The organism is Myroides odoratimimus, from assembly GCF_030326305.1.
GTDB classification, from domain to species: Bacteria; Bacteroidota; Bacteroidia; order Flavobacteriales; family Flavobacteriaceae; genus Flavobacterium; species Flavobacterium odoratimimum_A.
Genome location: NZ_JACAKB010000005.1, coordinates 25,287 through 44,375, shown reverse-complemented (window position 1 = coordinate 44,375; position 19,089 = coordinate 25,287). Strand labels below are relative to the sequence as shown.

The 19,089-nt window shown below is 35.6% G+C and carries 18 protein-coding genes; 13 read left to right on the top strand and 5 right to left on the bottom strand.

Going from position 1 to position 19,089, the window contains the following annotated elements; all coding sequences use genetic code 11:
* The first annotated feature begins 27 nt into the window (after positions 1–27).
* The 3 genes from HX049_RS05665 to HX049_RS05655 all read left to right on the top strand — a co-directional run bounded on the left by HX049_RS05665 (position 28) and on the right by HX049_RS05655 (position 3,718).
* A complete protein-coding gene (locus HX049_RS05665; RefSeq protein WP_286414677.1) occupies positions 28–1,728 on the top strand; it encodes a hypothetical protein in 1,701 nt (566 codons plus the stop codon).
* Positions 1,729–1,835: 107 nt separating this feature from the next.
* Positions 1,836–2,453 (top strand): hypothetical protein, encoded by a 618-nt coding sequence (locus HX049_RS05660; RefSeq protein ID WP_286414676.1) that lies wholly within the window; start codon positions 1,836–1,838, stop codon positions 2,451–2,453.
* 17 nt (positions 2,454–2,470) lie between these two features.
* Entirely contained in the window at positions 2,471–3,718 is a 1,248-nt protein-coding gene (locus HX049_RS05655) for a gliding motility-associated C-terminal domain-containing protein (RefSeq protein ID WP_286414674.1), read from the top strand.
* Between the two features lie 271 nt (positions 3,719–3,989).
* Here the strand turns inward: HX049_RS05655 and HX049_RS05650 are convergent, their stop codons facing one another.
* On the bottom strand, positions 3,990–4,352 hold the full coding sequence (locus HX049_RS05650) for a hypothetical protein (protein ID WP_286414672.1): 363 nt from the start codon (positions 4,350–4,352) through the stop codon (positions 3,990–3,992).
* A gap of 81 nt (positions 4,353–4,433) precedes the next feature.
* Between HX049_RS05650 and HX049_RS05645 the strand changes: the two genes are divergently transcribed.
* Complete coding sequence (locus tag HX049_RS05645; protein ID WP_286414670.1) at positions 4,434–4,913, top strand: GNAT family N-acetyltransferase; 480 nt, start codon at positions 4,434–4,436, stop codon at positions 4,911–4,913.
* 3 nt (positions 4,914–4,916) lie between these two features.
* Here HX049_RS05645 and HX049_RS05640 read toward each other — a convergent pair whose 3' ends face one another.
* Both HX049_RS05640 and HX049_RS05635 read right to left on the bottom strand, forming a co-directional pair.
* The gene (locus HX049_RS05640; RefSeq protein ID WP_286414668.1) at positions 4,917–6,143 is read right to left on the bottom strand and encodes an MDR family MFS transporter; all 1,227 of its coding nucleotides are present in this window, start codon (positions 6,141–6,143) and stop codon (positions 4,917–4,919) included.
* Between the two features lie 22 nt (positions 6,144–6,165).
* The gene (locus tag HX049_RS05635; protein WP_286414667.1) at positions 6,166–6,798 is read right to left on the bottom strand and encodes a thymidine kinase; all 633 of its coding nucleotides are present in this window, start codon (positions 6,796–6,798) and stop codon (positions 6,166–6,168) included.
* A gap of 102 nt (positions 6,799–6,900) precedes the next feature.
* Between HX049_RS05635 and HX049_RS05630 the strand changes: the two genes are divergently transcribed.
* The 9 genes from HX049_RS05630 (at position 6,901) to HX049_RS05590 (ending at position 16,715) form a co-directional block, all read left to right on the top strand.
* Positions 6,901–8,289, top strand: a complete 1,389-nt coding sequence (locus tag HX049_RS05630; RefSeq protein ID WP_286414665.1) for a hypothetical protein — start codon at positions 6,901–6,903, stop codon at positions 8,287–8,289.
* 2 nt (positions 8,290–8,291) lie between these two features.
* The gene (gene rsmI, locus HX049_RS05625; protein WP_286414664.1) at positions 8,292–8,966 is read left to right on the top strand and encodes a 16S rRNA (cytidine(1402)-2'-O)-methyltransferase; all 675 of its coding nucleotides are present in this window, start codon (positions 8,292–8,294) and stop codon (positions 8,964–8,966) included.
* A gap of 780 nt (positions 8,967–9,746) precedes the next feature.
* Complete coding sequence (locus HX049_RS05620) at positions 9,747–10,169, top strand: OsmC family protein (RefSeq protein WP_286414662.1); 423 nt, start codon at positions 9,747–9,749, stop codon at positions 10,167–10,169.
* A 3-nt stretch (positions 10,170–10,172) separates the two neighbouring features.
* On the top strand, positions 10,173–11,876 hold the full coding sequence (recJ, locus tag HX049_RS05615; RefSeq protein WP_286414660.1) for a single-stranded-DNA-specific exonuclease RecJ: 1,704 nt from the start codon (positions 10,173–10,175) through the stop codon (positions 11,874–11,876).
* A 62-nt stretch (positions 11,877–11,938) separates the two neighbouring features.
* Positions 11,939–12,928: an aspartate-semialdehyde dehydrogenase gene (locus HX049_RS05610; RefSeq protein WP_286414658.1), complete on the top strand. Its 990-nt coding sequence runs from the start codon at positions 11,939–11,941 to the stop codon at positions 12,926–12,928.
* Positions 12,929–13,123: 195 nt separating this feature from the next.
* Positions 13,124–13,783, top strand: coding sequence for a response regulator (locus HX049_RS05605; protein WP_286414656.1), 660 nt, complete (start codon positions 13,124–13,126; stop codon positions 13,781–13,783).
* Between the two features lie 148 nt (positions 13,784–13,931).
* Positions 13,932–15,350, top strand: coding sequence for an MBL fold metallo-hydrolase (locus HX049_RS05600; RefSeq protein ID WP_286414655.1), 1,419 nt, complete (start codon positions 13,932–13,934; stop codon positions 15,348–15,350).
* A gap of 162 nt (positions 15,351–15,512) precedes the next feature.
* The gene (locus HX049_RS05595; protein ID WP_286414653.1) at positions 15,513–16,364 is read left to right on the top strand and encodes a prephenate dehydrogenase; all 852 of its coding nucleotides are present in this window, start codon (positions 15,513–15,515) and stop codon (positions 16,362–16,364) included.
* Positions 16,365–16,427: 63 nt separating this feature from the next.
* Entirely contained in the window at positions 16,428–16,715 is a 288-nt protein-coding gene (locus HX049_RS05590; protein ID WP_286414652.1) for a Dabb family protein, read from the top strand.
* A gap of 182 nt (positions 16,716–16,897) precedes the next feature.
* Here HX049_RS05590 and HX049_RS05585 read toward each other — a convergent pair whose 3' ends face one another.
* A complete protein-coding gene (locus HX049_RS05585) occupies positions 16,898–17,926 on the bottom strand; it encodes an asparaginase (protein ID WP_286414650.1) in 1,029 nt (342 codons plus the stop codon).
* On the bottom strand, positions 17,916–19,052 hold the full coding sequence (locus tag HX049_RS05580; RefSeq protein ID WP_286414649.1) for a 1-acyl-sn-glycerol-3-phosphate acyltransferase: 1,137 nt from the start codon (positions 19,050–19,052) through the stop codon (positions 17,916–17,918). Before HX049_RS05580 ends, HX049_RS05585 begins: the two co-directional genes overlap by 11 nt.
* Positions 19,053–19,089 lie beyond the last annotated feature (37 nt).

The window sequence follows — 19,089 nt, the reverse complement described above, 5'->3', positions numbered from 1 at the left end:
TACAGATATTAAATAGAGTTTATAATCATGAAGAAAATTATCATTTTAGCCGCTTTCTTAGGAACTTTTTATACAGCATCAGCACAGGTAGGTATTGGTACTCCAGAACCTGAAACATCAGCTGAACTTGAAATTCTTTCTAATCACAGAGGGGTATTGATTCCACGTGTAAGTTTGTCAGACTTAAAAGTTTTTGCACCGATAGATGGAACGAAAGTAGAGAGTTTATTGATTTATAACCTTAATGAGGATATTTCTAAAGAGATATTAAAAGGATTCTATTACTGGACATTAGAGAATGGAGGACAGTGGAATAGAATAGTAAGCAAAACGGAGTTAACTACAGTTATCAATGGATTAGATAATAATGTAACTAAATTAGAAGGAGACGTAAAGAATATTCAGAATGTAATTAACTATATCGTACCGACTAATCCTGACAATAAAGATGCTGATAAAGAAGGGCATTCTACTATTGTGTTTGACCCAGTGAAGAATGAGTTTAAGTATGTGGTTTATAACACAGTTGATAATAAATATGAGACAGCGAATGTAGACTTCGAAGATCTAGTATTAAAAGAAGAGACTAAGACCTTCTTCCGCATATTAGAAGCTTCTGGTGATAACAAAACAAAGAAATTCCTTTTCTTCTCAGAGACAACTATTCAGAATTGGTTAGCTAAGAAAGGAAATGAAGGGAAGACTGAGAACGATGTACCTAATGATGCAGAAGGAGTAGTAGTAATAGATGTAGTAGGAGAAATCGCTGCTAATGTATCTAACTTCTTTAATAGTAAAACGACTGTGCTAAAAGAAGGAAGTACTAGCGAGTATTATACCATAGAAGAGTTAATCAAGAATATCTCTACGAAGGTAGATGGTAACGTAATCTATAAGAATACTGGGGATGGTACGAACGCTAATTGGGAGTTCCAATTCTATAATAATGGCAAGTATGAGACTATTAACCTTAAAGATTTAGTAGCAGATACAGAGACGACTACAGTAGTAGTACCAGTAGTAAAAAATGGTAAGACTGTAGGATATAAATATTTCAATGAAGAAGCTGTAAAAGCATTCTTGGCAAGCAATGCAGGTAAGACTGTTGCTGATATTACAGGAGATATTACAGGAGGTACAGAAGTAAATGTAGTAGGTGATATTGTAAACAATTTTAGTGATATTCTAAACCAAGAAGTAAAAGAAGGTGATGTTACTTATAAAGTAGGGGATCTAATCTCTAAGTTTATTAATAAAGGAGGTAATGTGTATTACGGAAAGGTAGCAGACGATAAAGAAGAAGTATTCTATACGATAGAAGATAATGGAACGAAGAAAGAAATCAGCTTTGACTTTATCACGAATTATATTACTAATAATGTGGATAAGATCAAGAATATCTTAGGAGATCATGTTAGTGTTGAAAATAGCAATACAGTAATTTTTACAGGGAATACGATTAATAATAAGAAGGTTTATAAGTTCATAGGGACTACTAATATCGCTAAAGCTAACTCAGCTAAAACATCAGGAGTAAGTATTCCTTCAGGCGCTACAGTAGGGTCAGTAGTAAGTATCCAAGTATTACAAGGAGAGATGCTGAAGACTACAGCTACTACTGACATTGAGGTAAAAGGAGGCAAACTTAACTTCAATATCGGATCAGGTAACCAGTACATCATGATTGGAGAAGGTGACTATAATGTAATCGTAGAGTTTACAGAATAGTTATATAAAATATAGACAAGCAAACAAACAATAATCAAACAACTCACACCACACTGTGCGAGTCTTGTATTGAGACTCGCACTTTTTTTTCAATTACTTAAAGATAAATGATGAAGCAATTATATTTCGCAATGCTTGCTGTGCTATTCAGCGCTCTAAGTTTTGCACAAACTAAGATTGGTACATCACCTGATATAAATGCAGATGCAATGTTTGAGGTAGAATCTACAAACAAGGGGCTATTGTTGCCACGTGTAGAGCTTACATCAACTGACAAGTCTGCTCCAATGAGTGCCCACGTAGCTGGAATGACTGTGTACAACACTAAAGCGCAAAATGACGTGCTTGTAGGGTTTTATTACAATGACGGAAATAAGTGGCAACAGATGGTAACCAAAGATTATAAGGCAGTAAAGTTTTTCTATATGCCTTCTATTTTATTCGATACCTCAGAAGACCGCACAGGTGTAAAAATCAATTTATTTGAAGAATACAAAAAGCAATTCTCTTTGCAGAATAGTAATCACTTTGTCAGCGAAGGAGCTCCTACTACAGGTATTCCTTATTTTGAGAAGCCGACAGACTTATACTATTATGTGACGAGTTATGATAAAGATGTCTTTACGATAAAGTCAATATCTAAAGAAGGAGTGATGACTTATGATGTAAAGGCTGCAGCAACAGACTGTACGATTATGAATATCATATTCGTAGTGAAAGACTAATACTAACTATAGAAGGGATGAAGATATATTTGAGATTACTACTGTGTACAGTGATGCTGCCGACTATAATTTACAGTCAAGCAGTGAATAAGGGTATGTTTTATATCAAACCGGGTTCTATGGTCTCTGTGTATTATACGCTAGAGAATCAAGGAGAAGGTGATTTTAGAAATAACGGGGAGCTTTACTTACATCATGACCTTGTTAATAATGGTAAAATGTTTGACTATAAAGGCAATACTCCTCAAGGCAGTACATTTCTTATCGGAACCGCTAAACAAACCATAGAAGGACAGACAGAAACTCATTTCAATAATTTGATTTTAAATAATCCTGTACGCGATAGAGCTTTTGATATCAAGACTTCTGTGAGTATTGCAGGTGCAGTAGAATTTACTCAGGGTATCGCAAAGGTGGATTCTCTTCAGGGTGCTTTTACGTTCTTAAATAAATCTAATGTTCTTCACGTCAGTGATATCTCTCATATCGAAGGAGAAGTAGAAAAAGAAGGAAATGAAGATTTTACCTATCCAAAAGGGGATAAAGGATTCTATAGACAAGCTACTATCTCGGCTCCTAAGCATCAGAAAGATATTTTTGTAGGCAGGTATAGTTTAGACGATAAACAATTCTTTAAAGTCAGACAAGCAGGTTCTGGTGTTGTAGATAAGATTAATACAAGAGAATATTGGCTAATAGAGCGTGCACAGACTACAGCGAGTCCCATCGTTCTTACCTTGACTTGGGATGAGCGTACTACACCTAAAGAGATTTATGAGCACGCCTTAGATAATCTGCATATCCTCAGATGGGATGCTGTAGAACAGCTATGGGTAGATGAAGGGGGTATAGTAGACATTGAGAATAAGACTGTGACTACGCCTACTACATTAGAAAAGTACGGTTTCTTTACACTAGGGACAGTGAGAACAGATAAAATGCTGAAGGGAGATGTAGTGATCTATAACTTCGTTAGCGCGAATGGTGATGGAGACAATGACTTCTTCAGAATAGACAATATCCAACGATACCCAAATAACCGTGTCGAAATATTTAATAGATGGGGTGTCAAGGTATACGAGACTGCTAATTATAACAGTAGTAGTAATGCATTTAGAGGTTACTCAGATGGTAGGGTAACAGTAAGGAAGAATGAACTATTACCGACAGGTACCTATTTCTATATTGTCTCTTATGAGTATAAAGATGATAGAGGATCTAGTATGATTAAGAAAACAGGATATCTACATTTAGAAACAAACTAGCTCAATGAAGAAGACTTTTCTTGTTGAGATTTTTATATACTTTACCGTAGTTAAAGAGAGCTAAGACAGTGTTTTGGCTCTTTTTTTTTGTAGTATCAATAAGAGGATAGATATGTAACAAAACAAATAATATCAGAAAGGATACTATATGTTAAATATTTGAATATTGTACTAAATCATTAAGAAAAAGTATCTTTTTAATCTATTTATACAGGTCTATCTTTGTATAGTATATGATAGTGTAGTAAGCTAGATATAAGAATAAAGAACACTATACTATAGGAGGGGGATCTACTAAGGGTATATATGGTGTTGAATGGATGACATGTTTATAATAAAAAGGACTGTAATTATAAGTAACTTTTTGTTTCGTATAGATTGCTGATTCTATTTGATTGATAAAGAAAGTTTCACAAGCTATCGTAGTTACTTTATGCGTATCAGTATCCTTTGTATCAGGATTAGACGAACGCGAAGTGTTTTTATACACAGTATACACATACATATTAGCAGTAGGGCAATACATTAACTTTTTGTCACAGGTCTGTTCCACAGAGAAGTTAATCTTCTCTGCGCCAAATAAGGCAAAAATGATAATGAGTAGCCAGGCTATATGTCTGTTGTAATGATTCATCTAGTCACAAATATATTTGTTTCTATAGAACTTTATAGCGCAGTTGTTAAATAAGAAAGGTTTTTTAACATATTTTGAATAATGAAAGAGAAAGTTTTATTTTTTGAAGTCCTAACACAAGAGGAGGCCATAGAAATAGCTTATAATTGGAAGTATGAAGGAATATTAAGCTTTTATAATATGACTTCAGATTTAGAGGATTTACATGATTTTTTAGATGAGAACGTGAGAGGCCAGAATACCTTCAGTGTACGTACACAAAGAGAGAAGGATATTATAGCTTATTTTTATTACGATTTAGTAGACAATAATACAGCAGAAATCGTATTAGGAATTAACCCTATCCATCTTAATAAAGGGTATGGTAAGGAAATCATACAATATGCAGAAGAAGCTCTACACGAGCGAAAAGCTGTGGAGAAAATAACTGTAGCTGTAGCGAAGTTTAATACCTTAGGAGTTGACTTCTATCAAAATCTTGGGTATTCTAGTGTAGGTGAATTTGAGAACCATACTAATGGTGGACTGTACACATTCTTAAAAATGGAGAAGAAACTATAACGTTTATTCCTCAGCCATTTTTTTGACTGAGTAGTTCAGACCTAGTGCCGCTATGATGACTAAGGCAGCTGTGCCTAGCCATAAGATATCATACCCTAGAGTAGAAGCTACTTTTGTCCCCAGGATAGGTGAGATAATAAATCCGATAGCGAAGGTTAGCCCATTCACTCCCATATATGCACCTTTATTCTTACTACCAGCGCGCATAGCCGTCACTGTAGAGGTAAATGGCATCGCTAGCATCTCAGATACACATAAGATAGTCATCGATATATAGATAGCGATATAACTATAGTCAAAGGCAAGCATACCATACCCTAAAGCACTTATCATTACCCCGTAGAAGATAGTCTGTCTGATCGTAAAGTATTTCTCTGCTACATGCACTAATAGCATCTCTGTTAAGAAGATTAATAGACCACTGTATCCTAAGATAAGCCCTATCTCTACTTCATCTAGCCCTACAGCTTTCTCATAGAATATAGGTAGTGTACTTAATAGCTGTAAGAATGCGATAGAGTATAACGTACAGAATACACTGTATATTAAGAACATCTTATCCTTATATGGAGACTTATTAGACACATCCTCTACCTCGTTTAACTCAGTGATATCTTCTTGTTCTAATAATAATTCTTTGTTTGTCTTTCTATTTCTAAAGAAGTAGATGAACACGACAGCGGCTAGAAACGCAGCAGTAGCATTCACGTAGAATAATAACGCATACGAGATCGCAGCTAGAATACCTCCCATAGCTGGACCAATAGAGAATCCTAAGTTCACTGCCATTCTATTTAGAGAGAAGGCACGTGTGATATTCTCTGGTTTTGCATACATGGTGATGGCTACAGAGTTTGCCGGTCTAAACATTTCGCTGACAGCACTCTGTAATAACATCATCAGTGCTAGACTGACTACAGACGTGAAGTGTGGTAACATGATGAATACAGGTATGCTACCAAGTAAGCTTAAGTACTGTACTTTATAGTTACCTATCTTATCGGTCACCCATCCACCTACGGTAGTCCCTATAATAGAACCAACCCCAAAACAAGCTAATACATATCCTGTCTGTTCTTGACTAAAGTGAAGTTCTTTCGTCATATACACACCTAAGAATGGCAATACCATAGACCCCGATCTATTGATTAACATTACAATTGCTAGCATCCATGATGCTGATGATAAACCTTTGTAAGAGTCGATATAGATTTGAGCTATTTTTTTCATAAGTGTGGTGGTCGTTAAGGTATTATTCTATTTGTTCTGGTGGTATTGTATTTTGTTTTTCTGATTTTGATATATCTATACCTCTTAGCGCATTGTAATAAGCTGCTCTACTCAGCGGCTCATATTCTTGTGTTTCTCCTAGCATGACGATATCCTCACTAGCAGCCTTTCTGAAGCTATAATTAGCTAGATTTCCTGATCTAGTACAGATAGCATGTACTTTAGTTACATACTCTGCAGTAGCCATTAAATAAGGCATTGGGCCAAAAGGATTTCCTTTAAAGTCCATATCTAATCCAGCTACGATCACTCTGATGCCTGAGTTGGCAAGGTCATTACACACCCTGACAATTTCTTCATCGAAGAATTGAGCTTCATCTATTCCTACCACATCACATCCATCAGCTAATAATCTGATATGTGCTGCAGAAGGCACAGGTGTAGACCTAATCTCATTAGAATCATGAGATACGACGAATTCATCGTGATATCTTGTATCGATAGCAGGTTTAAAAATTTCGACTTTTTGTTTGGCAAATTTGGCTCTTTTCAGTCTGCGAATCAGTTCTTCAGTCTTACCAGAGAACATAGAACCACAGATAACTTCGATCCAACCAAATTGTTCTTTGTTATTAACGGGATTTTCGAGAAACATTTTGTAAATTTCAAGCTGAAACCAGCGGTTTTTTCTGTTATTTTTGTATTGAGCAAATTTATCAAAAAAAGCTCGTCAATTTACTAATGCAAAATAAAAGTTATGAAGAAAGTCTTAGAAGGAGAGTTGTTAAGTCTGGCTCATCGTGTATTACAATTGAAAGACAAGGAAGTAGATAGTTTATATAGAGAAGCTAAAGAATTATATGAGAAGCTTACCATTTTAAAATTCTATCAAGATCATTTTGAAGCAGGATTAATGAAAGATGTTTCTCCTGAACAATTGGACAATGCTTTAAAAGCGATGGCTATTAACAATTCGAATTCAAATACTGTGGATGAGGTAGTTCGTCACCAGATGCCTATAGATCTAGTGGAAGAAGAATATCCTATCGTTGCAGAAACTGAAAAAGAAGCTATCAATACTATAGACGAAAGCCTTCTTGCAGATAAAGTGAGTAAAATAGTACCAGAAGTAGTAGAGGAAGCTCCTGTCGCTCAGAAAAAAGTCATGTATGACGAACCTTTTATTACAGAGGTTTATATAGATGATAGTGCAAATGAAGCTGATGATGCACAGCTTCACCATTATCTGGATCAGCATGAGGCTATGCTAAAGCAGCTAGACGAACGTGAGGTAATAGCTAATACAGCAGTAGAAAATCCTGTGGTAGAACAAGAAGTAGTAGCGCATACCACATCAGAAATACCAGTAGTAGAGGAAGAGGAAGAAGAGGATAACGATGATGTCGAGGTAACTACTTTCTACGAAGAAGAAGTTGTGGTAAAAGAGGAGGTGATAGAGACTCCTATACCTTCTACTGTAGAAGCTGCTAAAGAGGAGAGCATTGAGGAAGCATTAGTAAATATAAACGAACAATTCGCTCCTGCTAAAATAGAAGATACATTAGAAGAAACTACCATTACTGCTAACTATAAAGTAGAAGAGGAAGTAAAAACAGTAACAGAGAACAAACCGAATACAGATGATCCTTTCTTTGGATTCGACTTCAGTGATGTAGAATTTGTCAGAGTAGAGGATGTTGATAAACAAGAGGTACAGAAGTTTGACACAGAGTTTGTGCCTAAGGAACCTGTTGTAGAAGCTAGCTTTACACAGCCAGAACCTATCGCTCCTGTAGAACAACACATAGAGTCAACTGTAGAAACTCCTGTGCCACAGAGTACACTATTTAATGTAGAGCATACTTCTGTACGCGAACCAAAGATCAATAAGCCTAAGTCTATTAATGATATTTATAGTTCTACTATCGTAGTAGGCTTGAATGACCGTATAGCTTTCGAGAGACATTTGTTTAACGGAAGTGCAGAAGACTTTAATAGAGTATTGTCACAGTTAAATACCGTGAGCTCTTTTGATGAGGCAAATAGCTTAATAGACCATTTAGTAAAACCAGAATACAATAACTGGGAAGGAAAAGAAGAATACGAAGAACGCTTTATGACGTTAGTAGAAAAACGTTTTATATAATTATGGGGAAACTTTACTTGGTACCTACACCAATTGGAAATTTAGAAGATATGACGTATCGCGCAATAAAAGTATTGCAAGAAGTAGATTATATCTTAGCAGAAGACACACGTAATAGTGGAAAACTATTAAAGCATTTTGAAATCTCTACACCGATGTTTAGTCATCACATGCATAATGAGCATAAGACTGTAGAAGGATTAGTAAAGAGAATGCAAGCAGGAGAGACCTTCGCACTGATATCAGATGCAGGTACACCGGCTATCTCTGATCCAGGATTTTTATTGACACGTGCGTGTGTAGAGCAGGGTGTAGAAGTAGAGTGTCTACCAGGAGCAACAGCATTCGTCCCTGCATTAGTGAATAGTGGTTTGCCAAATGATAAGTTTGTCTTTGAAGGGTTTTTACCTGATAAGAAAGGAAGACAGACGAGATATTTAATTCTAGCAGAAGAGACCAGAACGATGATCCTTTATGTATCTCCTCATAAGTTAGTAAAGACTTTAGGAGAGTTTAAAGAATACTTCGGAGAAGATAGACAAGTATCTGTCTCTAGAGAATTGTCTAAACTACATGAAGAGACCGTAAGAGGTACAGTGGTAGAAGTGTTAGCTCACTTCGAAGCGAAGCCTCCTAAAGGAGAGATCGTAGTGATCGTAGCTGGAAAAAATAAATAAGAAATAAATAGTTATCTTAGCCAGATAGGCTAGTACAGTATAGAGAGAAGCCCATAGCAGATTGTTATGGGCATTTTTTTATTTAAAATTGAGCGATCTGTTCTGTTGGACATTTAGTCTATTAGTACGTTTTTTGATTAGAAGGAGCGACTTCTTCAATACCTCTACAAGAGTACTTCAACAGTTCTTCAAGAAAGAGGCTTCTAAGTAGAGAAATCTTGGGGAAATGTTGAAGAAGTGTTGAAGAGAATGCTAATAACCCCCATGTTCAGTGGCTTAGCAGATAATAGGCTCTAGATGATCTTATGATTTAGTTTTGTAATAATATACTGATTATTAGTGTGATAATTCTTTTTATTCACAATATGAGGTGTAAAAAAAGTGAGGTTTTTTTTACGACTTTTAACCTAAATACAGCTTTACAGTAAGTATTTTGATTAAAAATAGCGCATAAAAGGTATTGTATTAAACGAAAAAGCTTCTTTCGAGATTGTAAAAGAGGATATTTAGTCAAATAAAGTGTTTTAGACTAAAAAAAGGAATGTACATATAAAGGACTGTTTATAGACTTATGTTTGATGTAGTTGTGTATATATCGTCCTGTTTTTAGAGAAGTGATGTATAGAGATTGTATGTTTAGCGAATATTTTTGTGATAAGGATAATAGTTAGGCTGTACAAGATGGTAAGAATAGGGTTGAGCATTAGATTCTCTTTTTGCATCTTCTTTAAATAGTGAACATTGATTTTTTTTTGATACATTTGATAAAAACAGAACATTATGTCACATAAAGTAACTACAAGTTGGATAGAAAACATGCAATTCGAATCAACTAATCCAAGTGGAGGAACGATTAGAATAGATGCAGGCCCTGAAAATGGAGGAGATAATAAAGGTCTAAGACCTAAAGCATTAATGTTGTCTGCTTTAGCAGGATGTTCAGGATTAGATGTAGCATCACTGATTAAGAAAATGAGATTAGATGTTGCTGATTTTAAAATAGAGACAGAAGGATTACTTACAGATACAGATCCGGCGACCTATCATACTGTGATAGTAGAATATCACTTCTACGGTGCTAATCTAGATGAAGCGAAGCTAAAAAAAGCAGTAGATTTATCTATAGAGAAGTATTGCGGTGTAATGGATATGTTTAAAGAATTTGCTGAAGTTAAAACTAGTATTCATTATCATAAAGAGTAATTAATGCGCTGGTATTTAAAACAAGATCCAGATGAAAAAATAGTTGCTCATTTACAAGAAGTTTTAGGTGTAGATCCTATAGTAGGGAGATTATTAGCACAGCGTGGGATAGATACCTTCGATGCTGCTAAGAAATTCTTTAGACCTTCTTTAGAAGATTTGCACGATCCCTTTCTGATGGCAGATATGACAGAGGCTGTCCATCGCATTCTAAACGCGATAAAGAATCGAGAATCTATCTTGGTTTTCGGAGATTATGATGTGGATGGAACTACTTCTGTTGCCTTAATGTATTCATATTTAAAGAGCTTAGGTGCTCAGGTAGATACTTATATACCAGATAGATATAATGAGGGGTATGGTATCTCTTATCAAGGGATAGACTATGCTATAACACAAGGTATTCACCTAATCATAGCTCTAGACTGTGGTATTAAATCTATTGAACATATTCAGTATGCTAAAGAGAAAGGTGTTGATTTTATAATATGTGATCATCACTTACCTGGGGAGACTATTCCTGATGCAGTAGCAGTATTAGACCCTAAACGAGTAGACTGCCTATATCCTTATAAAGAGTTATGTGGATGTGGTGTGGGGTTTAAGTTAATTCAGGCATTAAACACAGTTCAGGAACATCCTTTCTCTTCTATAGAACCTTATCTAGATCTAGTAGCTACTGCTATAGCTGCAGATGTAGTACCTATTACAGGAGAGAACAGAGTGCTAGCGTACTACGGACTTAAGGTGATTAATAAGACTCCTCGTCCAGGTATTAAGGCATTAATGAAATTATATGACTTAGAGACGTATACGATGAGTGATATTGTATTTAAGTTGGCTCCTAAAATCAATGCTGCAGGGAGAATAGAACATGGCAACTTTACCGTGCATTTATTGACAGAAGCAACAGAGGAAGGGGCAAATAAAACAGTCGAAAAAATCGTAAACATCAATGAAGAGCGAAAATCTCTAGATCAAGGAATTACGGAAGAAGCGCTTAAACAGATAATCGATCATAAATTAATAAACTCGAAGAGTACGGTGGTGTACAGTCCATCATGGCATAAGGGGGTGATCGGTATCGTGGCGTCTCGTCTTATAGATACCTATTACAGACCTACTATCGTATTTACAGATAGTGGAGATTACCTAGCTGCTTCTGCACGCTCTGTTAAGAACTTTGATATCTATCAGGCTCTAGAGGCGTGTTCTGAATATCTTATTCAGTTCGGTGGGCATATGTATGCTGCGGGACTGACGATAAAAAGAGAAAATCTAGATGCCTTTCGACAGAAGTTTGAAGAAGTAGTGTCTAATACGATTCAAGAGACAGACCTTATACCTGAGATCGAGATCGATGCTAAGATCCAGTTTTCAGAGATAACAGATAAGTTTCTACGAATTTTAAAACAGTTTGAACCATTTGGTCCTGGTAATCCTAGTCCTTGTTTTTTGACGAAAGAAGTTTTTGATACAGGATATGCAAAATTAGCAGGAGCAAAAGGAGAACATTTAAAAGTGAGTTTTAAACAGAGAAGAAACCCAGGATATAAGTTCAGTGCTATAGGTTTTAACCTAGGTGCTCAGTATGAGTATGTAAAAGATAAGCAACACGTAGACATCATTTATTCTATCGAAGAGAACAACTGGAGAAATAAAACTACTATTCAATTGCAAATAAAAGACCTACAGTTGTCTTGGTAATTGAATAAAGTGTTATTTTTATCCTTGATTAAAACTATTTATTAATCCTAATTTTATAAAAGATGAAAATCGCAGTAGTAGGCGCTACCGGTATGGTAGGTGAAATCATGCTAAAAGTATTAGCGGAGAGAAATTTTCCTGTAACAGAATTAATTCCTGTGGCTTCTGAGAAGTCTGTAGGTAAGGAAGTGGAATTTAAGGGTAAGAAGTACACCATAAAGTCCATGGAAGAGGCTGTTATGATGAAGCCGGATATTGCTTTATTTTCAGCAGGAGGAAGTATTTCCCTAGAGTGTGCACCGAAGTTCGCTGAGGTAGGTACTACAGTAATAGATAATTCTTCGGCATGGAGAATGGATCCCACTAAGAAATTAATCGTACCTGAGATTAATGCTGATTCTTTGACTAAAGAAGATAAAATTATTGCTAACCCTAACTGTTCTACTATTCAGTTAGTAATGGCATTATCTCCTTTACACAAACAATACGGGATTAAGAGGGTGGTAGTTTCTACGTATCAGTCTATTACTGGTACAGGAGTGAAAGCTGTAAGACAGTTAGAGAATGAGTATAAAGATGTGAAAGGGGATATGGCTTATAACTATCCTATACACCGCAATGCTATTCCTCACTGTGATGTGTTCGAAGATAATGGATACACGAAAGAGGAAATGAAATTAGTGAAAGAGACGAAGAAGATACTTAGAGATGATACTGTGCTAGTGACAGCTACTGCTGTGCGTATCCCTGTAGTGGGAGGACATAGTGAAACTGTGAATATAGAGTTCGAAAAGGATTTTGACTTAGGAGATGTTAGACAGATTCTTCACCAAACTCCAGGTATCACTGTACAAGATAATACAGATACGAATACTTATCCAATGCCGTTATACGCAGAAGGGAAAGATGATGTATTTGTAGGGCGTATCAGAAGAGACGAGAGTCAGAAGAATACAGTGAATATGTGGATCGTAGCTGATAACCTTAGAAAAGGAGCTGCTACTAATACGGTACAAATTGCGGAGTATTTAGTTGCGAATAAGCTGGTGTAGTCCATTAAAACATAGATATAGAAAGCACTGAGTAGTATACTTGGTGCTTTTTTTGTTTGTAAAGGCTTATTGTATTGTATTTTTATGTAAATTGTTGATAATTTGTGTATAAAAAGTTTTAACTTATCATAAATAAGTCTTTTTATACTAGTTTAATGTTTAAATTTGTAGTATGATTCCCAAAATTCGATTATTATGCGCAGAATACTGTTAGTAGATGACCATCCTCTTATAGTAGAAGGATACGTATTGGCTCTTTCTAAGGATAAATTAGAACTTGGAGAGGTTGTCTTTGAAAAAGCATTTGACTGTTTGACTGCTAAAGAAACAATAGATGCTGCTGTTGAACGCGCGGATTTATTTGACCTTGCTATTGTTGATTTTTCCTTACCGAGTAAGGAAGGGGCACTATTGCGAGATGGCGGGGATATAGTTGCTTATATAAAGAAAGTAATGCCTTACTGTAAGACTATCATTCTGACTGGTCATACAGAAGTGATTACAATATATAATATCGTTAAAAACATTAGACCAGATGGTCTAGTAAGTAAACATGAGATTACACCTGATAACTTATTAGATATTGTAAAACGGGTATTGATAGGAGATCGCTATCAAAGTGATATCGTGAAGCATTGCCTAAATGAGATAGTAAGAAAGGAAGTAATGTATGATGACTATAATAGAGAGATTCTAGTGTTGTTATCTAAAGGATATAAATTACAAGAATTAGAAAATCATATTCCTCTTTCTAATCCTGCAATTAAAAAAAGATTGGCAAAGATGAAGCATGTCTTCGAAGTATCAGATACCGCTAATCTAATACAGCTGGTATTAAAAGAAGGTTTCGTATAAGAAATAAAAAAGCACTCTATGGAGTGCTTTTTGTTTACTAAAGGATGTTGTTCTGTTATTTTTATTTGTAATTGTTTGTAACTATGATATTTGTCATTTTTTTACTAAGTGATCAATAGTACTTTTAATCTCGAAAAAAAGTTTAGATATGAAAATAGAACAGATATATACAGGCTGTATTGCACATGCTGCTTATTATGTAGAGAGTAATGGTGAGGCGGCAATATTCGATCCTCTCCGAGATGTAGAACCTTATCTAGAAAGAGCTAAAAGTGATGATGCAGTCATTAAGTATGTATTCGAGACACACTTTCATGCAGATTTTGTGAGTGGGCATTTAGATATTATGGAGAAGACAGGAGCTAAGATAGTCTTCGGGCCTACTGCTGCGCCTAGTTATGAAGCTATTATAGCAGAAGATAATCAAGTGTTTAAGCTGGGGAACATTCAGATAAAAGTATTGCATACTCCTGGGCATACTATGGAGAGTAGTACTTATCTTATTATAGATGAAGAAGGAAAAGAGCATGCGATCATTAGTGGTGATACACTATTCATCGGAGATGTAGGTCGTCCAGATTTAGTACAATTAGTAAAATCTGAGATTACAGAAGAAATTTTGGCTAGGCATTTATTCCAATCTCTTCGTAGCAAAATCATGGTATTACCTGATGAGGTAATCGTGTATCCTAATCATGGTGCAGGATCTGCATGTGGTAAAAATATGAGTAAGGAGACTGTGGATACCTTAGGTAATCAGAAGAAGACTAACTATGCACTACGCGCTGATATGACAGAAGATGAGTTCGTAGTAGAACTATTGACAGGATTAGCAACACCACCTCAGTATTTTCCTAAGAATGTGCTGATGAACATTACAGGATATGAGCAACTAGATAGTATCTTAGATAGAGGTAAAAAACCGATGAGTGTAGATGATGTGAAGAAACAAATGATGAATAAGGAAGTTATTCTATTAGATACACGTATGCCACAGGCGTTCTCAGAAGGCTTTGTACCTAGTAGTATTAATATCGGGCTAAATGGACAATTTGCTGTTTGGGTTGGCGAATTGATAAAAGATATAAAGGCACCTATTGTTCTAATCACTGAACCAGGCAAAGAAGAGGAGAGTATAATCCGTCTATCACGTGTGGGGTATGATAATGCTATAGGATACCTAGAAGGAGGAATCGAGGCATGGAAAAGAGCAAATGAACCTATTCAAACTATTACTCGTATAACGCCTCAAGAGATGGATAGACTCTATCTAGAGGATAAAGGAGTACTGTTAGATGTGCGTAAAATAAATGAGTTTAAGTCAGAACATCTAGAGGATTCATTAAGTATTCCTCTGAATGTATTAGAAGAAAAAATAGATGCGATATCAAGAGAAAAGAAGTATATCATCTACTGTGCTGGAGGATATAGAAGTATGATGGCAGCATCGATATTATATAAGTATGGAATTACTAATCTGGTGGATGTATTAGGGGGATATAATGCAATAAGCAAAGAAAGTACTTTAGATCATACAGATTTTGTGTGTCCTACATCTATGTTATAACGATAGTGATATTGTTCTCAGTGTTGGTTATAAAGATTAGTTAGTTTAGATGTTGATTAAACACAGATGAGAACAAAGGAACGAAAAGTTTAAAAAAAAGAGAAGAAATTATGCTGAAACAGAGTAGGTATTTATAGCTTTGTTTATCATAATAGACGTAATATGGCAAAAATAGTAGGGTTAGTAGGTGTAGGACTAATTGGAGGGTCTATCGTTTTAGATCTTAAAGAAAAAGGATTTGTGACTAAAGTATTGGCTTCAGATTTATCTGAGCGCAATGCTAGTAAGGCATTAGAACTGCGTATCGCAGATGAGATTGTAGAACTAGATGTATTAATAGAACAATCAGATATTATCATTATAGCAACGCCAGTGAACGCCAGTGTAAAACTGGTGTCGTATGTGTTAGACAGAGTAGGAGATGGACAGTATGTAATGGACGTAGGATCTACAAAGTCTTTGTTAGAAAAAGAGATAGAAGGGCATAGCAGAAGAGGACAATTTGTAGCAACTCATCCGATGGCTGGTACAGAGTTTAGTGGGCCTGAAGCTGCATTTAAAGGATTGTTTAAAGATAGGGTAGCGATCATCTGCAACCCTGAAAAGTCTAATCCTAAAGCATTAAATGCAATCTCTGAATTATATTATCACTTAGAGATGCGTATGATCTTAATGGATGCTGACTCGCATGATGAACATGTGGGATATGTCTCTCATCTGTCTCATGCTATATCTTACGCACTTGCAGTAGCGGTCTTAGACAAAGAGAAAGACGATACAGCTATCTTTAATTTAGCGGCAGGAGGATTTGCCTCTACAGTTCGATTGGCAAAGAGTTCTGTGGATATGTGGTTGCCTATTTTTGAACAGAATGCGGAGCATGTATTGCCTATTTTAGATACGTATTTAGAAAAGCTAACTCAGTTCAAAACATATTTAGAAGCAGGAGATACTAAGGGATTGGCTGGTTTTATAGCAGAGGCTAATCGCATCAAAGATAAATTGAAAAAATAAGTAGATCGTGCTTGAAATAAAGCAGTTTTGATTAACTTGTTAGTGCAATAAAAAATAGACATTATGATTACACATATAGTGATGTGGAGGCTGAAAGATGAAAATAAAGAAGCCAATAAATTAGAAATAAAACGACTATTAGAAGATTTAAAAGGAAAGATAGAGGTGCTAGAATCTATAGCTGTATCATTTAATGATCCTCAAGCAGATCCTAAAAACTTCGAAGTGATTTTACATACGACATTTAAGAACCTTCAAGATTTAGATGTTTATGCAAAACATCCTGAGCATCTAAAAGTAGTAGATTTTATTAAATCAGTAGTAACAGAGAGAGTAGCAATAGACTACTAGTAATGTATAATAGTACAACTTTTTTGTGTAAAAAGTTAGTTATTTAGTTATCGATTTTAGTTTAAAAGCAGTTTGTCCAATGTGATAAGCTGCTTTTTTTATTGGTGCAAATAATTCGGTTGAAGACTTAATGACGTAAAATAAAAAAGCTCTTAGAGTAGTTCCAAGAGCTTTTAGTATTGTTATTCTTCCATCTCTCCACAGATAGGAGTCTCGAAAGCAGTTTTAAAGTCTGTTAAGCCTTTTTGTTTGAGTAAGAACATCAGCTTAGTGATGGCAGCCTCTGTGGTGATATCTTTACCAGATATAACACCTATTTCTTTTAGCTCTGTACTTGTCTCATATTTCCCCATATGTACACTACCACTAGAACACTGAGTAACGTTAATCACTTTAAGTCCCTTTTTAATAGCTTGTCCTAATGTTGTTAAGAACCATGCTTCAGTAGGAGCATTACCAGCACCATAAGTCTCAAGTACGATTCCTTCTAGGTCTTTAATGTTTAGAATAGCCTCTAAGACATTCTGCTGTATACCAGGGAATATCTTTAGAATCATCACATTGCTAGACATCTCTTTGTGTACGAGTAATGGTTCTTGGGTATGTGTATAGTTGAGTAGAGGTTTGTTGATACGCAGGTTCACTCCTGATTCTGCTAAATGAGCAATATTAGGAGAGGTAAACGCATTAAATAACTCAGCACTTACTTTAGAAGTCCTATTTCCTCTGTATAGTTTGTATTCAAAGTATAAACATACCTCTTGAATAACAGGGGTATTGTTTTCTTGTACAGCAGCTACCTGAATAGCCGTTATAAGGTTTTCTTTTGCATCTGTACGCAAGTCTCCAATAGGAAGCTGAGAACCTGTTAGAACAACAGGTTTGCGCAAGTTCTGCAGCATAAAGCTTAGTGCAGATGCTGAGTATGACATCGTATCAGAACCGTGTAGAATAACGAATCCGTCAAACTTATCATAGTTCTCTTCTACTACACTTGCCATCTTCACCCATAAGGCAGGGCTCATATCAGAAGAGTCTATCGGTGTTTCGAATGAATAGGTCTCTATCGAACACTCAAGCATGTGTAACTCAGGTATACGCTCTACTAACTGATCAAAATTGAAAGCACGTAAAGCACCTGTTTTGAAGTCTTTTACCATACCGATAGTTCCACCAGTATAGATTAAAAGAATAGCAGGACTATTGTTCATTACTCAATTTTAATTTGTTAATAACAGGATTAGCATACATAGCTAAGAAGCCATCTACGATTATTTTGTTTTCTTTATCTACGCGTAGTTCAAGACGTCTTTCGAATAGTTGCCTCTCTTTTTCTGTATATTTATCAGCGAACTTATTGCTGTTATGCATGATGTCATAAGCAATATAGTTAGTTGGCCATAAGAAGTAGTTAGCGATAATCGACTTATCTATTTCTGTAGCTACAGCTTGCATCTGTTTATTAGTTTTCTCTACAGTGTTTTTAATATTATCTAATTCTTGGTCTAGAACATCTCCTACATGGATATGAATACCACGTTTTTGACCGATGATACCACTGTATAAGTTGATAAAGTCTTCATTCTTATCTTTGATATATACTTCATCATTCGCTTTAGCTAATAGCTGAGGCATCTTCAGTGCATCCGTAGGATCATACTCATACGAGATAGATACAGGTACTATCTTCACTTTTTTGAAGTAGTCCATTAAGTTAGCCTCATCAGAAGCCATTCCGATCATCTTTAGAACTCCCTGATGAGTTGCGTCATTACCATCCTTAGTACGTCCTTCCCTCTGTGCTATCCATACAGATCTGTTCTCCTCGAATAAAAGATGTTGTATATATTCAGACATTAGTTTAGAACTTTCTAATAGCTCTCTAGGTGGTAATCCACGTTTAACTAAGAAGTTTCTATTTACTTTAGCGAGTGCTAGTAAAAAAGACTTTTGTACTAGGTTATCCCCTATAGCAGAGGCTGTCATAACTAATTTGTTGTCTTTAAGGGCAACGTTGAGAAGAGAAGTATCCATAAGGATATCTCGATGGTTAGATACGTATAGATAAGCTGTGTCTTTATCTAATTTGTCAAACCCCGAAGTGGTCAAACCATTAGAGCTTTTCTCTAGGATTCGCTGAATAGAGTGGTAGGCAAAATCATCTTGAAATTGTTGAATAGATTTCACTTCCTTTAAGGCATTCATCCATTCCTCTTCCGTTTTATTAGGAAAAGTATATCCCATTAACGCTTTTATCATTGGGTGTTTAGAAATCTGTTGTAAGACTTCGTGTACCTCGTGATCGTGGTAGTGGCGTATAGAATCAAACTTAGACATTAGTGTAATGTATTATTATAAACAAGTTATGTTGTTT

What these genes read in the sequence shown, in the direction of transcription:
- HX049_RS05655 (WP_286414674.1), top strand. Translation starts at nt 2,471, where the DNA reads ATGAAGATATATTTGAGATTACTACTGTGTACAGTGATGCTGCCGACT.
- recJ (WP_286414660.1), top strand. Translation starts at nt 10,173, where the DNA reads ATGCGCTGGTATTTAAAACAAGATCCAGATGAAAAAATAGTTGCTCAT.
- HX049_RS05660 (WP_286414676.1), top strand. Translation starts at nt 1,836, where the DNA reads ATGATGAAGCAATTATATTTCGCAATGCTTGCTGTGCTATTCAGCGCT.
- HX049_RS05665 (WP_286414677.1), top strand. Translation starts at nt 28, where the DNA reads ATGAAGAAAATTATCATTTTAGCCGCTTTCTTAGGAACTTTTTATACA.
- HX049_RS05640 (WP_286414668.1), bottom strand. Translation starts at nt 6,143, where the DNA reads ATGAAAAAAATAGCTCAAATCTATATCGACTCTTACAAAGGTTTATCA.
- HX049_RS05630 (WP_286414665.1), top strand. Translation starts at nt 6,901, where the DNA reads ATGAAGAAAGTCTTAGAAGGAGAGTTGTTAAGTCTGGCTCATCGTGTA.
- HX049_RS05590 (WP_286414652.1), top strand. Translation starts at nt 16,428, where the DNA reads ATGATTACACATATAGTGATGTGGAGGCTGAAAGATGAAAATAAAGAA.
- rsmI (WP_286414664.1), top strand. Translation starts at nt 8,292, where the DNA reads ATGGGGAAACTTTACTTGGTACCTACACCAATTGGAAATTTAGAAGAT.
- HX049_RS05620 (WP_286414662.1), top strand. Translation starts at nt 9,747, where the DNA reads ATGTCACATAAAGTAACTACAAGTTGGATAGAAAACATGCAATTCGAA.
- HX049_RS05580 (WP_286414649.1), bottom strand. Translation starts at nt 19,052, where the DNA reads ATGTCTAAGTTTGATTCTATACGCCACTACCACGATCACGAGGTACAC.
- HX049_RS05645 (WP_286414670.1), top strand. Translation starts at nt 4,434, where the DNA reads ATGAAAGAGAAAGTTTTATTTTTTGAAGTCCTAACACAAGAGGAGGCC.
- HX049_RS05605 (WP_286414656.1), top strand. Translation starts at nt 13,124, where the DNA reads ATGCGCAGAATACTGTTAGTAGATGACCATCCTCTTATAGTAGAAGGA.
- HX049_RS05585 (WP_286414650.1), bottom strand. Translation starts at nt 17,926, where the DNA reads ATGAACAATAGTCCTGCTATTCTTTTAATCTATACTGGTGGAACTATC.
- HX049_RS05650 (WP_286414672.1), bottom strand. Translation starts at nt 4,352, where the DNA reads ATGAATCATTACAACAGACATATAGCCTGGCTACTCATTATCATTTTT.
- HX049_RS05635 (WP_286414667.1), bottom strand. Translation starts at nt 6,798, where the DNA reads ATGTTTCTCGAAAATCCCGTTAATAACAAAGAACAATTTGGTTGGATC.
- HX049_RS05600 (WP_286414655.1), top strand. Translation starts at nt 13,932, where the DNA reads ATGAAAATAGAACAGATATATACAGGCTGTATTGCACATGCTGCTTAT.
- HX049_RS05610 (WP_286414658.1), top strand. Translation starts at nt 11,939, where the DNA reads ATGAAAATCGCAGTAGTAGGCGCTACCGGTATGGTAGGTGAAATCATG.
- HX049_RS05595 (WP_286414653.1), top strand. Translation starts at nt 15,513, where the DNA reads ATGGCAAAAATAGTAGGGTTAGTAGGTGTAGGACTAATTGGAGGGTCT.